Source organism: Blautia sp. MSJ-36 (assembly GCF_018917985.1).
In the GTDB taxonomy this organism is placed as follows: domain Bacteria; phylum Bacillota; class Clostridia; order Lachnospirales; family Lachnospiraceae; genus Blautia_A.
In genome coordinates this window covers 153,488-169,375 of the sequence record NZ_JAHLPQ010000004.1, presented here as the reverse complement: position 1 = coordinate 169,375, position 15,888 = coordinate 153,488, and the positions used below count along the sequence as shown (strand labels likewise).

Genomic DNA, 15,888 nt, shown 5'->3' with positions numbered 1-15,888 from the left:
AAAATATCGGAACTGTCAATCAGAAATAGACAGTTCCGATAATGGTTCTATTCGGATTCATGATCGCTTACATGAAGCGTTTCCGGAAGATAAACATGCACTTTCTCAATGCGGTTCTTATCCAGTTTTTCCACGATCAGACGGATGCCTTCCTCTGTGATCACTTCATCACCGGCAACAGGCAGGCGGTCCAGGTGTTCGATGATAAATCCGCCAAGGGAATCGTAATCCTCAGAATCCAGTTCTGTATTCAGGTGATCGTTCACATCGTCCAGGTGCATGGAACCCTCGATGATATATTCACGGTCGGAAATTTTCTGGACAAGTTCGTCCTCTTTCTCGTCGTACTCGTCATGGATCTCGCCGACGATTTCCTCCAGGATATCCTCCAGTGTAATAAGTCCGGCCATATCACCGTACTCATCCAGGACAATAGCAATGTTGAAGGTGGAATCCTTCATTTCTACAAGAAGATCGGAAATGCTTTTTGTCTCATAAGTGAAATGCGGTTTCCGCAAGAAACGGTCAATGACAAATTCTTCATTTTTGTCATAGAGGAGAAGATCCTTCATATTGATAATTCCCACGATATTATTCTGGCTGTCTTTGTAAACCGGGAGACGGGTGAATTTGTCTTCACGGAAAATCTCGATCAGCTCATCATAGGTGGATTCCACGTCTGCAAAAGTAACATGGACTCTCGGCACCATGATATCCTTGGCTGTGGCATCTCCAAGATCAAACACATTGTAGATCATTTCTTTCTCATCGGATTCAATGACACCGTCCTCATGGCTCACATCCACGATGGTACGGAGCTCTTCCTCAGTCATGGCCTTGCTGGCAGCATCCGGGTCCACACGCATAAGGCGCATCACACCTCTGGAAAAGAGATTGATGATAAAAATCACCGGCGTCATAATAGTCATGAGAAATTTAAAAATCGGGATATAACGGAGAGTGATCTTTTCCGCGTTTATGGTTGCGTAGTTCTTTGGGGTGATCTCGCCGAAGATCAGGATCAGGACAGTAAGGATCAATGTCACGATGCTGACCATATATCCGCCAAAACTGTATGCAAGTGTTGTTGCAAGGGAAGAAGCCGAAATGTTCACAATGTTGTTTCCGATGAGAATCGCACTGAGAAGTTTTGGCATCTGATCTTCTAGAATGTCAAGAGCCATGGATGCACGTTTGTTGCCCTCGTCTGCAAGAGAGCGGAGACGGATCCGGTTTACCGACATCAGCGCGGTTTCGTTAGATGAGAAAAAGGCTGACAATGCCAGCAGAATAAGTAATATGATTATCTGGTAAGTGTCGCTGGGGTCCACTTTCAATATTCACTCCTTTAAAAAAATAAGATTTATTTGGTTAAAAATATATAGATACTCCCACATTATATACGTTTTTCGGGCTTTTGGCAAGGGCTGGAAAGCTGTGGGAAAAGTATTGATATTATGCTACAATAAGGGAAAAATGACGAATTTTTTACATGGGGGGAAAGGAGAGACAAAAATGAAGAGAGACCCGGGTGTGGAGTTTATGAGAATTCTGGCATGTCTGATGGTAATCGGGATTCATACGGCACTGTATGCACAGGTAGATGGAAGCTGGATATTCTCCAGAGTTTTTTTTAACTGTATTGTTGCGGATGGAGTAGCGGTGTTTTTTATGATCACCGGTTTTTTCCTGTTCCAGAGCAGAAGTTATGAGAGGATTCTGAAACGTACCTGGAAAAATCTCGGAATACCGGTAGTGCTTTACAGCATATTTGGTTTCCTGTTTTTCGGATGGCTTCTTGATGGCGAAAAATTAAGTGTCAGTATCTGCTTTTCACCAGAAAAATATAAAACAGCATTGAAAACACTGCTTTCCTGGAATAACCCGGTACCTCACAGTGATCATCTCTGGTATATTTATGTTTATGTATTCCTGATGCTGCTTTTTCCGGTACTGAAATGTTTTGTGGATTATCTGGATGAGGATCGGAAGAGAACACAGATTTTTCTGATAGCAACCTTTGGATTTTTTGTGCTGAATGATATTTCGGGAAATACTCTTGGCGCATTTGCACATCATTCCATAAACGGAGCCTTTCCGGCGGCCATTGAGATGATCTGGGGACATATCCTTTACCGGAACCGCGGAAAATTTACAAAAAAATGGATTCCTGCTGCAGGCATGGGATTTTTATTTGTGAATATGATCCGGTCGGTGATCCAGCGGTGGCAGTACAGAATTGATGGACAGCCTTCCTGCGTGATCTTCTGGTTCAGTGCCATGGGCCTTTTCTGTGCAGTCTGTGTTGCATGTTTTTGCCTGGCATTGTTTCAGGGAGAGAAAAAAGAAAGCAGGGGAAAGCGGATGATCTGTCAGATCGCCTCCTGTACTTTTATGATCTATCTGCTTCATATGGCAGTTCGTGATTTCCTCAGCCATATGGGATATCAGGACTGGCTCAATGCGGTGATTCTTGGAAGATTACCGGGAAAAGCGGGAATGGTCCTGTATATGATGGCAATCATGGGAAGCATATTCGGAATTTCTCTTTTGTTATCTGTGCTTCTTGGAATTCCCGGCAGACTTATAAAAAATATACGAAAATAATACAGCTTCTTGACAAAATAGTAAGTCTCATCTAACATATGATTGACAGTACTTTTATTATAAAAAAGTATATTTCCAAATGGATGGAAGGAGAAATTGTATGTTTCTGGAGATAAAAGGGATCAAAAAATCCTTCGGGGCAGGGGAAAGCCGTGTGGATGTTCTGAAAGGGATTGATCTGGAAATAGAAAAAGGAGAATTCTGTGTGTTGCTGGGGCCATCCGGTTCCGGAAAATCCACACTGTTAAATATCATCGGCGGCATTGACGGAGCAGATGCAGGCAGTATCACCATTCAGGGGGAGTGCCTGGAAGATATGAAAGAAAAAAAGCTCTCCTTATACAGGCGAAAACATCTGGGCTATATTTTCCAGATGTATAATCTGATCCCAAATCTGACTGTGCGGGAAAATATTGAAGTTGGTGCCTATTTAAGTGACAGGCCGCTGGATGTGGATGAGCTGCTTCATACCCTGGGACTTTATGAGCACCAGAGAAAGCTTCCCAATCAGCTTTCCGGAGGCCAGCAGCAGAGAACTGCCATCGGACGCGCCATTGTAAAGAATCCGGACATCCTGCTCTGTGATGAGCCGACCGGTGCACTGGATTACAACACATCAAAGGAAATCCTCAAGCTGATCGAAACCGTAAACCATAAATACGGAAACACCATAGTTATGGTTACGCACAACGATGCCATCAAGGATATGGCGGACCGTGTGGTGAAGCTTCGTGACGGTATGATCCGCAAAAACTATCAGAATGAGCAGAAGATTCCGGCTGCAGATCTGGAATGGTAAGGGGGCAGGCATGAAGAGTCCTTTGCGTAAACGTATCCCCAGGGAACTGAAGGGGGAATTTGGAAAATATCTGGTGGTTTTTCTGCTGATGGTCCTGACTATCGGGTTCGTGTCCGGCTTCCTGGTGGCTGACGGAAGTATGCTGAAAGCCTATGACGAAAGTTTTGACAAATATAACATCGAAAACGGAAATTTCCGTACTGCGGAAAAAGTTTACAGATCTCAGTGGAAAGACATTGAGGCAGCCGGTGTCAAACTTTACGAGAACTATTATATAGAAGAAGCGTTGGATAACGGAAGTACCATGCGTTTCTTTAAGAACCGGGAGCAGGTGAACAAGGTCTGCCTCATGAAGGGGGAAATGCCATCCGGTCAGGGGGAGATCGCCATTGACCGTATGTATGCGGATAACAACAGCCTTCAGGTAGGGGATACCCTCACCAGGGGCAAAAAGTTCTGGAAGATCACAGGTCTGGTGGCACTTTCGGATTACAGTGCCCTGTTTCAGAATAATAACGATTCCATGTTTGATTCTGTAAAATTCGGCGTGGGAATCGTAACTCCGGAGGAATTTGAGACTCTGGATCAGGAAAAACTCCAGTACAATTATGCCTGGATCTACAATCAGCAGCCAAAAGACGAAAAAGAGGAGAAAAAGGTTTCCGAGGATCTCATGGAGGATATTGGAAACGTTGTGACCTTGGAGGCTTTTGTCCCACGTTATCTTAATCAGGCGATTATTTTTACCGGTGATGATATGGGTGGAGATAAGGCTATGGTTGTCATGCTTCTTTATATCGTGATCGTAATCATGGCTTTTGTGTTTGGAATCACCATCAGCAATACTATCCGTAAGGAAGCGGGCGTGATCGGTACCCTTCGTGCATCCGGTTATACCAGGCGGGAGCTGATCCTTCACTATATGACGCTTCCTGTGCTGGTAACACTGGCCGGTGCCCTGGCCGGAAATATTCTTGGGTATACCGTCTTTAAAGGCGTGTGCGCGGGTATGTATTACGGAAGTTACAGTTTGCCGACGTATGTGACTGTATGGAATGCAGAGGCATTTCTTCTGACAACGGTAGTTCCGGTCATCATTATGATACTGATCAACTATGCAGTGCTCCGGTATCGCCTGCAGCTTTCGCCCCTTAAATTCCTGCGAAGGGATTTTTCCGGAAAAAAACAGAAACGGGCAGTGTATTTAAGTCCGAAGATAGGAATCTTTTCCAGATTCCGCCTTCGTGTGATCTTTCAGAATGTCAGCAATTATCTGGTGTTGTTTGTGGGCGTTATTTTTGCCAATCTGCTGCTGTTTTTCGGAATGCTCCTGCCATCTGCCCTGGATCACTATCAGCTGGAAATCCAGGGGAACATGCTGGCAAAATATCAGTATATGCTCAGTGTTCCGGCAAGTGTTTCTTCAGGAAACAAGCTGGATGGCATGCTCTCTCTTCTGGAATATTATATGGATACCAGAACGGACAATAAAGATGCGGAAAAATTTTCTGCGTATTCTTTGAATACCATGCCTGGCAAATATAAAAGCGAGGAGATCGTGCTCTACGGTGTGGAGCCGGACAGCCAGTACATCCATGCAGATCTTTCGGGGGACGGTGTTTATATTTCCAGTGCCTATGCGGATAAATTCCGGATCAAAAAGGGCGATATTATAACCTTGAAGGAAAAATACGAGAAGGACGAGTATTCCTTTAAGGTAGATGGGATTTATGATTATACGGCAAGCCTCTGTGTATTTATGGAGCGGGATAAACTGAATGAGGTGTTTGATCTGGGCGATGATTATTTTGGGGGATATTTTTCTGATACGGAGATCAAAGATATCGATTCAAAATATATCGGATCTGTGATTGATCTGGAATCTCTTACAAAAATATCCAGGCAGCTGGATGTCTCCATGGGAGATATGATGGGAATGATGTACGGATTCTCCGTGATTATTTTTCTGGTGGTGATCTATCTGCTTTCCAAGGTCATTATCGAAAAAAATGCCCAGGCCATTTCCATGACCAAAATTCTGGGCTATACAGATGGGGAGATCAGCCGGCTCTATATACTGTCCACATCACTTGTAGTGGTGATCTGCCTGCTCTTAAGTCTTCCCATTGAGCGGCAGATCATGGAAGTGCTGTTCCGAGAGATGATGCTTTCCAGTATCTCAGGCTGGATCACCATGTGGGTGGATCCGATGATCTATGTGAAAATGATGGCAATCGGAATCGCGACTTATGCAGTGGTAGCAGTGCTGGAATTTCGGAGAATCCGTCACGTGCCTATGGATGAAGCACTGAAAAATGTGGAATAATATGGGGGAAAATCAGGAGTATATGTGGTTGAAAGTTATCTGTGAATAATCACATATACTCCTTAAATATTCATAAATTTTCTGAAATACTGGAAATATTCCTGCAAACTTGTTATAATAATTCCATAATTCCCCATGGTGGGGATCATTCACACAGGAAATCAGGTGAGGAACATGGCAGGCAAAAAAAAGGACCCGTTATATAAAAGTTTCGGTTATGCGTTTCAGGGAATTTTTACCTGTATCCGCCAGGAAAGAAATATGAAGATCCACTGTACGGTGGCAGTTCTTGTGGTGATCGCAGGGCTGATCCTTGGAATTTCCGTGACGGAGTGGTGTATCTGCCTGGGACTGTTCGGAATGGTGATGGCGCTGGAACTGGTAAATACGGCAGTGGAAGCTGTGGTAGATCTTGTAACAGAAGAACGTCACCCTTTGGCAAAGATCGCCAAGGACACAGCAGCCGGAGCAGTACTGATCGCAGCGATCATGGCAGCGATTGTCGGGCTGATCATTTTTGTTCCGAAAGGGCTTGTTTTTCTGGGAATATGGTAGAAATCGATCAGGTACATGGAACGGCAGTGGCCGTTTTTAGGAAAGGAGAATTATTATGGAATTAGGCGAAGGACTGAAGAAAATCTTATTAGTAGGAATTGGTACAGCAGCAGTGACAGCAGAGAAATCCAAGGAGATCCTGGACGAGCTGGTTAAAAAAGGCGAGCTTACTGTTGAGCAGGGTAAGGTTCTTAATCAGGAACTGAAACACAACATCAAATCAACAGTTAAGACAGCCGCTGATTCTGTAAAAGAATCTGCAGCCAGAAAGAACGATCAGGAAGAGCTGAAAGCAACGATCTCCAAACTGACACCGGAGCAGCTGGCAGCTGTGAAAGCACAGATCGAGAGTATGCAGGCTGAGGCAGCAAAAGAGAAAGAAGAGGCTTCTGAGGCAGCAGAAGAACCGGTTGAGGAGGCTGCACCGGAAGCTCCTGTGGAGGCAGAAACGGTAACAGAAGAAGCCGGGAGCGAAGAGCCGGCAGCAGAGTAATAAGAAATATCACAAAGAAAGCAGTAAATGGAGAAGTTTATGGGCGGAGAAGAACAGGAGAAGAAAGAGAACAGCGGATATGGAGAACGGCTGAGAGAGATCACAGCTGTTCTGAAAAAGCATGCCATTACCCGGGGTGTTTCGCCTGAGAAGCTCCGGCTCATACTGGAAGATCTGGGCCCAACTTATATTAAGTTGGGTCAGATTATGTCCCTGCGTTCTGATATTCTTCCCAAGAGATACTGTGATGAGCTGATGAAACTCTGCTCGGATGTGCCACCCATGCCATTTTCCCAGGTCATCGAGGTTCTGGAGGAATCTATGGGGTGTCCGTGGCAGGAGGAATTTCAGTGTATTGAGCAGAAACCTCTGGGTGCGGCCTCCATCGCTCAGGTTCACCGCGCCACGCTGAAAACCGGAGAAGAAGTTGTGATCAAGGTTCAGCGTAAGGGAATCTATGAAACCATGGCAAGGGATATCGGCCTGATGCATAAGGCTGTGCGTCTGATGCCGCCGGTAAGCATCAAGGGGATGGTGGACCTGAACATGGTTTTAAGTGAGCTGTGGACAGTAACACAGGAGGAGATGAACTTTCTGACAGAAGCTGCCAACATGGCGGAATTTGCCAAGAAGAATAAAGATGTGGCTTTTGTTAAAGTGCCGATTCTTTACCGGGAGTATATTTCTCCTCATATTCTGGTGATGGAATATATTGACGGTTTTGCCATCAATGACAAGGCCAATCTTCTGGCCAATGGCTATGACCTTAATGAGATTGGAACGAAATATGTGGATAATTTCATCAAACAGGTCATGGAGGATGGATTTTTCCATGCAGATCCCCATCCGGGAAATGTGCGGATTCAGGAAGGAAAGATTGTCTGGATCGATATGGGAATGATGGGACGGCTCACAGAGCATGACCGTCAGCTGATCGGAGAAGCCATTGAAGGGGTTGCCATGAACAATATCGGAAAGATCCAGGATGCAGTTCTGGCTCTTGGTGAGTTTAAGGGCAAACCGGATTCCAGTAAGCTTTATGAAGATATCCGGGGACTGATGGAGAAATATGGTACTGCGGATATGGGAAATATTGATGTGGCGGAAGTCATGGTGGATCTGATGGAGGTCATGAAGGAAAACAAGATCATGATGCCGCATGGATTGACTATGCTCGCAAGGGGACTGACTCATGTGGAAGGTGTTCTTGCTGAGATCTGTCCGGATATCAATATGACACAGATTGCCGCGGCAAGGATCAAGGAGCAGTTTTTCAGTAATGGGAACTGGAAGCATGAGATCAAAAAAGGTGGTAAAAATCTTGTCTGGTCCCTTCGGCGTGCCATTGATATTCCGTCTCTGGCAGCGGATTTCCTTCAGGGCTGCATGAAAGGGCAGACGAAGATCAATCTGGATCTTCATGCTTCAGATGACCTGGCGTGGCTTTTGCGGCGGCTGGTGCGCAACATTGTGATGGGGCTGTGGGTGATGGCGCTTCTGATCAGTTCCAGTATCATCTGTACTACGGATATGAAACCGAAGTTGTGGGGGATTCCGGCCTTGGGTGCCTTTGGGTATGTGTTTGCGTTTATTATTGTTTTGTATGTTTTTCTTAAGCATTTCTTTTCCAGAAAGTGAAAGACGGAGATCATTTGCATTGGGTACGGATGCAGGTTGAGCGGCCGTCTTTTTTGTTTCCGGAAGAGATGTTCCGGATGTTTGGATGCGGATTTTTTGGGGTGGATTCTTCTGGTGGGCAGTTGAGAAATGGTGGAGTATTGTCTGGTTATGCGTTAATGGTTCCGCTGTAGTTTTTTCGGAATTCTTTCGGGGTGTAGCCGGTGCCCTGGCGGAAGTAGTTGCAGAAGGATGGGGCGTCCCGGAACCCGCAGGAAAGGGCTGCTTCTGTGATGGTGCAGGTTGAGGAACAGAGGAGCTGGGTTGCCATCTGGAGGCGGTGTTTCAGGAGATATTGTTTTGGAGAGATATTTTCGTGTTCCATGAAGATCCGGTAGAGGTAGGAACGGTCGATTCCTACGTAGCGTGCCACGTCTGAGATCTGGATGGGGTAGGCGTAATTGTTTTTGATGTATTCAGAGGCTTTCTGAAAGTAGAGGGTTGCGATGTCGGTTCTGCTTTCGGAGGGCTTTTTTTGCATGGAGGATAGCATCAGGAGGAGGTTTCCGGCGGTGGCGAGGTCGTTTCCGTTGTTTTCGGAGAAGGTGTTAAGGAGGTTTGTCATGTGGGTGAGGAGGTTATTTTGCCGGGCTGGTGTTTCCGGGGTGAAGATGAGGGTGTCGGAAAATATGGTCTGCTCCAGGATTTCTTTACAGGCGGAGCCGTCAAAGCCTGCCCAGGCGTAGCTCCAGGGTTCGGTGTTGTCGGCGCGGTAGTAGATGGAATCCATGGGGCGGATGAGGAAGGCGTCGCCGGCTTTTAGATGGTAGGTGTGGCCTCCGCACTGGTAGATGCCTTTGCCGCGGGAGATTACGTGGAGGAGGTAGTGCGGGCGCATGGCCGGGCCAAAGGAGTGGCCTGGGCCGCAGTCTTCCTGGCCGCAGAAGTAGACGGAGAGGGTGTGTTGGGTTTGGGGTTCCTGGTGTGTGTTTTTCATTTGGGGTGTGCCTCCTGGTTTCTTGGGTTATACAACAAAAACGCAATTTTGGGTCACAAAATGGGGTGGGATGTTGTTTGAGGTGATTATACAATATTGGGGTGGGAAGGGCAAGGATGGGGGATGCATATGGAGATATGGACGCCATCAAGACGTGTGCTGTCCGGCGCGGGGCTTCGTCGGGGGCTGTCTTCTAGGCTGCCGAAAATCTGCTAAAAGCGTTTTCCAAAAGCCCGAACTCGCTGCGCTCAGACAGCGAACTTTTGAAAAACAACGCAGATTCCCGCCAGCCAAGAAGCAGCACCCCTCCTGCAGAGCCGCGCCAGCCAGCACACGTCTTGCTGGCTGGTATTTCCAACCGGAAGGAAGATGTATGGATGGCTGGAGTGGAAATCTGGTTCAGGGTGAGATGTAGAGTGGTTTCCCGTAAGTTGGATGAGTCATCAGCGCTGCGCTGGATGACCGGGACGAAAGGCTGAGTTTCCCTGTGGTCTGACGGGAGATGTTGGGTCGAGGTGCTGCGCTTTCGACTTGGGTGTAAATCGGCGTAACGTTACATTGCCAGCACCGTAGAATCCATCGCTCCACCAGTACATATTCACATTTCCACAACATACAACAACTGCGTGCCCGGAAAGGGGGAGCGCGAGGGGGAAAAGCGGGCTTCGCTAACTCCGAGTGCTTTCCCCCTCGCATTCCTCCGCTTTGAAAAGCGAAAAAATTAATTTAATAAAAAAAAAATAACATCAACATTTAAACAAAAATTATAAATCTACATGTAGAAAGGAGCTTCAACATGAAAACAACCATGTTAAAAAACGAATTCTGGTACGGCGGTGCAGTCTACGAAGGCTACCGCCAGCCTGTAAGTGCAGAAGATATTGTGGACTGGGATTTCCGCGAGAACCCAACTCATAATCAGATCATGCCTTTATTCCTTTCCTCGAAAGGACGTTACATCTGGAGCAATGCAGGTTTCCGCATTTCTTTTAGAAAAGGAGAGATCCTGGCGGAGGGTCCGGAACCTATCGTTCTGGAAGATGGCTTTCAGGATCTGCGAGGTGCATATCTGGCAGCTATGAAATCTCATTTTCCATTTCATGAGATCAAACTTTCAGACAGGTTTTTCCAGACTCCGGTATATAATTCCTGGATCGAGCTGACTTATTATCAGACCCAGGATAATATTCTGAAATACGCAAAAGGTATTCTGGAAAATGGTTTTCCGGCAGGGGTATTGATGATCGATGATGGCTGGTCTCCTTATTATGGAAAGTGGCAGTTCCGTGGGGATAACTTCCGTGATCCGAAGGGAATGATCAGGGAACTGCATGAGATGGGCTTTTCTGTGATGTTGTGGATCTGTCCTTTTATTACTCCGGATACTGTGGAGTTCCGGGAAGCAAGGGATAAGCATTTTCTGATCGAGACTCCTGAGGGGAAACCGCGGATCCTGGAGTGGTGGAATGGTTATTCTGCTGCGCTGGATCTGACAAATCCGGATGCTATGAAGTGGCTGAAGGATCAGCTGGATGTGCTTATGGATATGGGCGTGGATGGTTTTAAGCTGGATGCGGGTGATCCCTGTTATTATCATGCCGGGGATAAGATGTTCCGGGATGCTTCCGGGGATGAGTTGTCCAGGCTTTGGGCGGAATTTGGAGAGCAGTTTGCGTTTAATGAGTTGCGTGTGTGTTTCCGTGCAGGGGGTTATTCGCTGATGCAGAGGCTTTGCGATAAGCAGACGAAGTGGGACGAGACTGGTATTGCGGGGCTGATCCCGGATACATTGATCCAAGGACTGACGGGGCATCCTTTTGGCAGTCCGGATATGATCGGCGGGGGTGAGTATACCTGTTTTCTGAATGGAAATGAGAATGCATGTACGCCGGAGATGTTTGTGCGGTATGCACAGATTGCGGCTCTGATGCCGGTGATGCAGTTTTCCGCGTCTCCCTGGAGGGTACTGCCTGAGGCGGATCTTCAGAGGGTGAAGGATGCGCTGGCTCTTAGAGAAAAGTGTCTGCCGGATATCCTGGCTGCTGTAGAGTGTGCAAAGAGTACCGGTGAGCCGATTGCCCGTTCTATGGAGTTTGTTTTCCCTGGACAGGGTATGGAGAGGGTGATGGATCAGTTTATGATCGGTGAGGAGCTTTTGGTGGCTCCTGTGTGGAAGCAGGGGGAGGTTTCCAGATGTGTGAAACTGCCTGAGGGGCAGTGGAGGTGTGTCGGCCTTGGGGAGACTGAGGGTGATGTGCTGAATGGTGGACAGGATGTGGTTCTTGGTGAGAATGAGGGACTGGTTGTTTTGAGAAGAGAGTAGGTGAAAAGGGACGCCTCGCGGGCTGTTTTTTCAGGACAGAAAGGTGAGATGGAGGGAGTGGATGGATATGCGGACGCCATCAAGGCGTGTGCTGTCCGGCGCGGGGCTTCGTCGGGGGCTGTCTTCTAGGCCGCCGAAAATCTGCTAAAAGCGTTTTCCAAAAGTCCGAACTCGCTTACGCTCAGACAGCGAACTTTTGAAAAACAACGCAGATTCCCGCCAGCCAAGAATCAGCACCTCTCCTGCAGAGCCGCGCCAGCCAGCACACGTCTTGCTGGCTGGTATTTCCAACCGGAAGGGAGATGTGGCTGTACGGAAGGGGAATCAGGTAGGATGGTGCGGATGGATGACCGGGACGAAAGGCTGAGTTTCCCTGTGGTCTGACGGGAAATGTCGAGTCGAGGTGCTGCGCTTTCGACTTGGGTGTAAATCGGCGTAACGTTACATTGCCAGCACCGTAGAATCCATCGCCCCACCAGTATATATTCACATTTCCACAACGCACAACAACTGCGTGCCCGGAAAGGGGGAGCGCGAGGGGGAAAAACGGGCTTCGCTAACTCCGAGTGCTTTCCCCCTCGCATTTCCTCAGCTTTGAAAAGCCAAAAACTTTATTATCAAAAATTAAAAACAATTTTCCCTACGCTTTTATCACAAAAGCGAAATATCCTCCTCCGGAGGAAGCAGCTTCTTAAAAAATCGATACAACAGCATCGAATTTATAAAAGCTACAAGTCCAAATCCAAAGAAAAACCAGCAGCATACGTAAAGTGGCTGCAGCTTTGCATCAAGATAGGTCATATATAATGGAAAGATCGTGATCACTGCAATGGCGATCGTTGTGGGGAAATGCATAAATGCCAGAAGAAATGCATTTCTGCAAAGTGCTCCCAGTGTATTGGCAAAGGTTGCGATCACCGGGAATATGTATAAAGTAAAAATTATCAGCAGAGTCAGAACTCCCACAGAAAGATAAAACAGCATATGTGCAGCGCTTCCTTCTGCATGGAGCAGAAAGCGGATATTCAGGATGATCACGGCTCCGGCAGCAAGGATCAGCAGCCATATGATCAGTGACTGTTTGAAGTTTTCCTTAAAAGCTCTGAAAAATGTTTTCGTTGTGCCGTTGTTATTCCCCTTTACGGTACGCATCATGCAGTGATAAAGGGCGGTCAGTGACGGCCCGATGGTGATCACGGGGATGCAGCAGAGAATAAAAAGAAGATTGGCGATCACGATGTCACCCAGTTTGTTGAGGAATACATGAACGACATTATCTTCATTTAAAAGATTCATAACGAAATACCTCCTTATATAGAAATATAGAAATGAAAAACGGATCATATGGGAAAAGTCCGATACAGGTAATCTTAGCACAGTTTTTGACTGTGTGTAAAGAGAGGGAACGCAGATATCCCACTGAACGCAGGATACAGAACGGTTTATGGGACTGGATAAAAAACATGGAATTTTGCGTGCGCATGTAGAAATGATGGCACGCATGGAATTATGTTAGTAAAGGAAAAGTGGATTTTTCGGCAAATGACATTTGTACATGTTTTGAATTAGTAAAAACATACAAAAACAGACATGTAAAAATGTTAGTTCTGCTACAAATGAATAAATGAGTGCCAAAACATACTCAAAAATAGTAAAAACTGTGAGGATATATGAAAAAAACGTAAAAGAATCCGAAAAAATGACGAATAATTAACAAAGTATGAATGAAAAATGGATAAAATGAATAAAAAGCAACATTTTTCCATATTGAAATTACAATAATCCATTTATCATTTTTCCATGTGCAATTATAATAATATCAACGGTCAGAGACGTGGAAAAATATAAAAACTGACCAAAGAAAGAGGGAAAATAAGAAAGATTTAAAAGGAGGAAGAAGTTATGAATTTTAAAAGAGTAGCAGCATTATTGTTAGCAGGTGCCATGGTAATGACAGCAGTTCCTGTATATGCAAAAGGTGACGATGTTACACTTTCCGTATCCATCTGGGACACCAACCAGGAGTCGGGAATCAAAGAAATTCTTGCAGACTTCACAGAGAAGACAGGAATCAAGACAGAGATTTCCGTTGTTAAATGGGATGAGTACTGGACAATGCTCGAGGCCGGTGCACAGGGTGGTTCCCTTCCGGACGTATTCTGGATGCACTCCAATGAGAGTGAGAGATACATGTCCAACGATATGCTTCTTGATCTGACCGATAAGATCAAAGACAGCGATCTGATCGATCCGGAGAACTATCCGGAGGATATCTGGGGACTGTATACATACGATGATAAATATTATGCAGTACCGAAGGATATAGATACAATCGCTCTCTGGTACAACAAGACATTATTTGACGAGGCAGGACTTGATTATCCGACAGCTGACTGGACATGGGATGATGTTACAGAGGCAGCTAAGAAGCTTACTAAGGATGATGGTTCCCAGTACGGTCTCGCAATGAGAAATGATAACAACCAGGCCGGATACTACAACCTGATCTATGATAACGGCGGATACGTCATCAGCGATGACAAGACAAAATCCGGCTGGGATGATGAGAAGACGATCGCAGCTATGCAGACACTGGAAGGATGGATCAAGGATGGCGTGATCCCGTCTCTTGAGACAATGTCCGAGAACAACGAGGACGTACTTTTCGAGGCTGGCAAGATCGCTATGACATGCCAGGGCTCCTGGATGCTTGCAGCATTTAAAGAGAACGAGTACACAGCAGCTAACTGTGATTGTGTAGAGCTTCCTAAAAACGCTGAGACAGGCAGAAGAGCTTCCTCATATAACGGACTTGGATGGGCAGCATCTGCTTCCGGTGAGCACACAGAGGAAGCTTGGCAGCTGATCGAGTACCTCGGATCCAAAGAGGCTCAGGAGAAACAGGCTGAGCTTGGTGTTACAATGAGTGCATACACAGGAACATCTGATGCATGGGCTAAATCCGCAGACTTCAACCTTCAGGCTTATCTGAACATGATGGATGACATGGAGATCCGTCCATACTCCAAATCTACTGTAACATGGGAGAACGAGGACAACGAGATCCTTAAGGGCGTATACACAGGCGACATCACAATGGAAGAGGCTTGCAAGCAGATGGCTGATCAGATGAACGAGAAGCTGGCTGAGGAGTAAGCATTAAGAAACACCGATAATTAAGTGCAGTAATGAGAGGGGCCGCCGCACTCAGGTGCAGCGGCCTCATACATAGAAGGAATAGAAGGAGTGATTCTTATGGCTAAAACTACCAAGTCACAGGCACGGACAAAGAGAGAGCGCAGTGAGTTCCTCTGGGGCTGGCTGTTTATTCTCCCAACAACCATCGGACTGATCGTATTGAACATCATTCCGATCTTCCAGACTATTTACCAGAGCTTTTTCAAAACAGGAGATTTTGGTAAAGGAAATATCTTTATCGGTTTACAGAACTATCAGAAGGTTTTTGCAGATAAAGAGATCTGGCAGGCACTGATCAACACATTCAAATATGCGATCGTGGAGGTTCCTTTTTCCATTGTCATCGCACTTGTTCTTGCAGTACTTCTTAACAGAAAGATGAAGGGCCGTTCTATTTACAGAACCATCATCTTCCTTCCGATGGTAGCAGCTCCGGCAGCGGTAGCCATGGTATGGAGATGGCTGTTCAACTCTGATTATGGTCTTATCAATAACGTTTTCCATGTTCATGTAAACTGGGTTTCTAATCCGAAAATTGCAGTATTTGCAGTTGCGATCATCGGTGTATGGTCTATCATCGGTTACAATATGGTTCTTTTCCTGTCAGGACTTCAGGAGATCCCGAGAGATTATTATGAAGCAGCATCCATTGACGGTGCAACAGGCGTGAATGCATTCTTTAACATCACGGTCCCGCTTCTTTCACCAACCATTTTCTTCGTACTTGTTACCCGTGTGATCGGATCCCTTCAGGTATTCGACCTGATCTATATGGTTATTGACAAGTCAAACCCGGCACTTACCAAGACTCAGTCACTGGTTTACCTGTTCTATAAATATGCATTTATCAATAAGAACATGGGATACGGCGCTACGATCGTAGTAGTACTTCTTATCATCACCATGATCCTGACAGTATTCCAGATGATCGGTCAGAAGAAATGGGTATTCTACAACTAAAAAGGGGGATTAA

At 46.1% G+C, this 15,888-nt stretch carries 12 protein-coding genes; 9 read left to right on the top strand and 3 right to left on the bottom strand.

The window, feature by feature from the left end; genetic code table 11:
- Nucleotides 1-47: 47 nt before the first annotated feature.
- Nucleotides 48-1,331: an HlyC/CorC family transporter gene (locus tag KQI39_RS05090; protein ID WP_119248332.1), complete on the bottom strand. Its 1,284-nt coding sequence runs from the start codon at nt 1,329-1,331 to the stop codon at nt 48-50.
- Between the two features lie 184 nt (nt 1,332-1,515).
- Between KQI39_RS05090 and KQI39_RS05085 the strand changes: the two genes are divergently transcribed.
- From KQI39_RS05085 to KQI39_RS05060, 6 genes are all read left to right on the top strand, one after another.
- A complete protein-coding gene (locus KQI39_RS05085) occupies nt 1,516-2,607 on the top strand; it encodes an acyltransferase (RefSeq protein WP_173771813.1) in 1,092 nt (363 codons plus the stop codon).
- Between the two features lie 100 nt (nt 2,608-2,707).
- Complete coding sequence (locus KQI39_RS05080) at nt 2,708-3,406, top strand: ABC transporter ATP-binding protein (protein WP_216417003.1); 699 nt, start codon at nt 2,708-2,710, stop codon at nt 3,404-3,406.
- Nucleotides 3,407-3,416: 10 nt separating this feature from the next.
- Entirely contained in the window at nt 3,417-5,732 is a 2,316-nt protein-coding gene (locus KQI39_RS05075) for an ABC transporter permease (RefSeq protein WP_216417002.1), read from the top strand.
- Nucleotides 5,733-5,906: 174 nt separating this feature from the next.
- Nucleotides 5,907-6,287 (top strand): diacylglycerol kinase family protein, encoded by a 381-nt coding sequence (locus tag KQI39_RS05070; protein ID WP_174095927.1) that lies wholly within the window; start codon nt 5,907-5,909, stop codon nt 6,285-6,287.
- A 55-nt stretch (nt 6,288-6,342) separates the two neighbouring features.
- A complete protein-coding gene (locus tag KQI39_RS05065) occupies nt 6,343-6,780 on the top strand; it encodes a hypothetical protein (protein ID WP_180214433.1) in 438 nt (145 codons plus the stop codon).
- A gap of 39 nt (nt 6,781-6,819) precedes the next feature.
- A complete protein-coding gene (locus KQI39_RS05060) occupies nt 6,820-8,418 on the top strand; it encodes an ABC1 kinase family protein (RefSeq protein WP_216417000.1) in 1,599 nt (532 codons plus the stop codon).
- Between the two features lie 148 nt (nt 8,419-8,566).
- Here the strand turns inward: KQI39_RS05060 and KQI39_RS05055 are convergent, their stop codons facing one another.
- Nucleotides 8,567-9,394 carry an AraC family transcriptional regulator gene (locus tag KQI39_RS05055; RefSeq protein ID WP_216416999.1) on the bottom strand — a complete coding sequence of 276 codons (828 nt, stop codon included), beginning with the start codon at nt 9,392-9,394 and terminating at the stop codon, nt 8,567-8,569.
- A 796-nt stretch (nt 9,395-10,190) separates the two neighbouring features.
- Here KQI39_RS05055 and KQI39_RS05050 point away from each other — a divergent pair.
- Nucleotides 10,191-11,717 carry a glycoside hydrolase family 31 protein gene (locus KQI39_RS05050; protein ID WP_216416997.1) on the top strand — a complete coding sequence of 509 codons (1,527 nt, stop codon included), beginning with the start codon at nt 10,191-10,193 and terminating at the stop codon, nt 11,715-11,717.
- A gap of 651 nt (nt 11,718-12,368) precedes the next feature.
- On the opposite strand, the gene KQI39_RS05045 is transcribed toward KQI39_RS05050, so the two are convergent.
- Complete coding sequence (locus tag KQI39_RS05045; protein ID WP_118623465.1) at nt 12,369-13,013, bottom strand: YesL family protein; 645 nt, start codon at nt 13,011-13,013, stop codon at nt 12,369-12,371.
- Nucleotides 13,014-13,619: 606 nt separating this feature from the next.
- Between KQI39_RS05045 and KQI39_RS05040 the strand changes: the two genes are divergently transcribed.
- Nucleotides 13,620-14,873, top strand: coding sequence for an ABC transporter substrate-binding protein (locus KQI39_RS05040; RefSeq protein WP_216416995.1), 1,254 nt, complete (start codon nt 13,620-13,622; stop codon nt 14,871-14,873).
- 99 nt (nt 14,874-14,972) lie between these two features.
- The gene (locus KQI39_RS05035; protein ID WP_021650445.1) at nt 14,973-15,875 is read left to right on the top strand and encodes a carbohydrate ABC transporter permease; all 903 of its coding nucleotides are present in this window, start codon (nt 14,973-14,975) and stop codon (nt 15,873-15,875) included.
- Nucleotides 15,876-15,888: the final 13 nt, after the last annotated feature.

What these genes read in the sequence shown, in the direction of transcription:
- KQI39_RS05085 (WP_173771813.1), top strand. Translation starts at nt 1,516, where the DNA reads ATGAAGAGAGACCCGGGTGTGGAGTTTATGAGAATTCTGGCATGTCTG.
- KQI39_RS05080 (WP_216417003.1), top strand. Translation starts at nt 2,708, where the DNA reads ATGTTTCTGGAGATAAAAGGGATCAAAAAATCCTTCGGGGCAGGGGAA.
- KQI39_RS05075 (WP_216417002.1), top strand. Translation starts at nt 3,417, where the DNA reads ATGAAGAGTCCTTTGCGTAAACGTATCCCCAGGGAACTGAAGGGGGAA.
- KQI39_RS05070 (WP_174095927.1), top strand. Translation starts at nt 5,907, where the DNA reads ATGGCAGGCAAAAAAAAGGACCCGTTATATAAAAGTTTCGGTTATGCG.
- KQI39_RS05065 (WP_180214433.1), top strand. Translation starts at nt 6,343, where the DNA reads ATGGAATTAGGCGAAGGACTGAAGAAAATCTTATTAGTAGGAATTGGT.
- KQI39_RS05060 (WP_216417000.1), top strand. Translation starts at nt 6,820, where the DNA reads ATGGGCGGAGAAGAACAGGAGAAGAAAGAGAACAGCGGATATGGAGAA.
- KQI39_RS05055 (WP_216416999.1), bottom strand. Translation starts at nt 9,394, where the DNA reads ATGAAAAACACACACCAGGAACCCCAAACCCAACACACCCTCTCCGTC.
- KQI39_RS05050 (WP_216416997.1), top strand. Translation starts at nt 10,191, where the DNA reads ATGAAAACAACCATGTTAAAAAACGAATTCTGGTACGGCGGTGCAGTC.
- KQI39_RS05045 (WP_118623465.1), bottom strand. Translation starts at nt 13,013, where the DNA reads ATGAATCTTTTAAATGAAGATAATGTCGTTCATGTATTCCTCAACAAA.
- KQI39_RS05040 (WP_216416995.1), top strand. Translation starts at nt 13,620, where the DNA reads ATGAATTTTAAAAGAGTAGCAGCATTATTGTTAGCAGGTGCCATGGTA.
- KQI39_RS05035 (WP_021650445.1), top strand. Translation starts at nt 14,973, where the DNA reads ATGGCTAAAACTACCAAGTCACAGGCACGGACAAAGAGAGAGCGCAGT.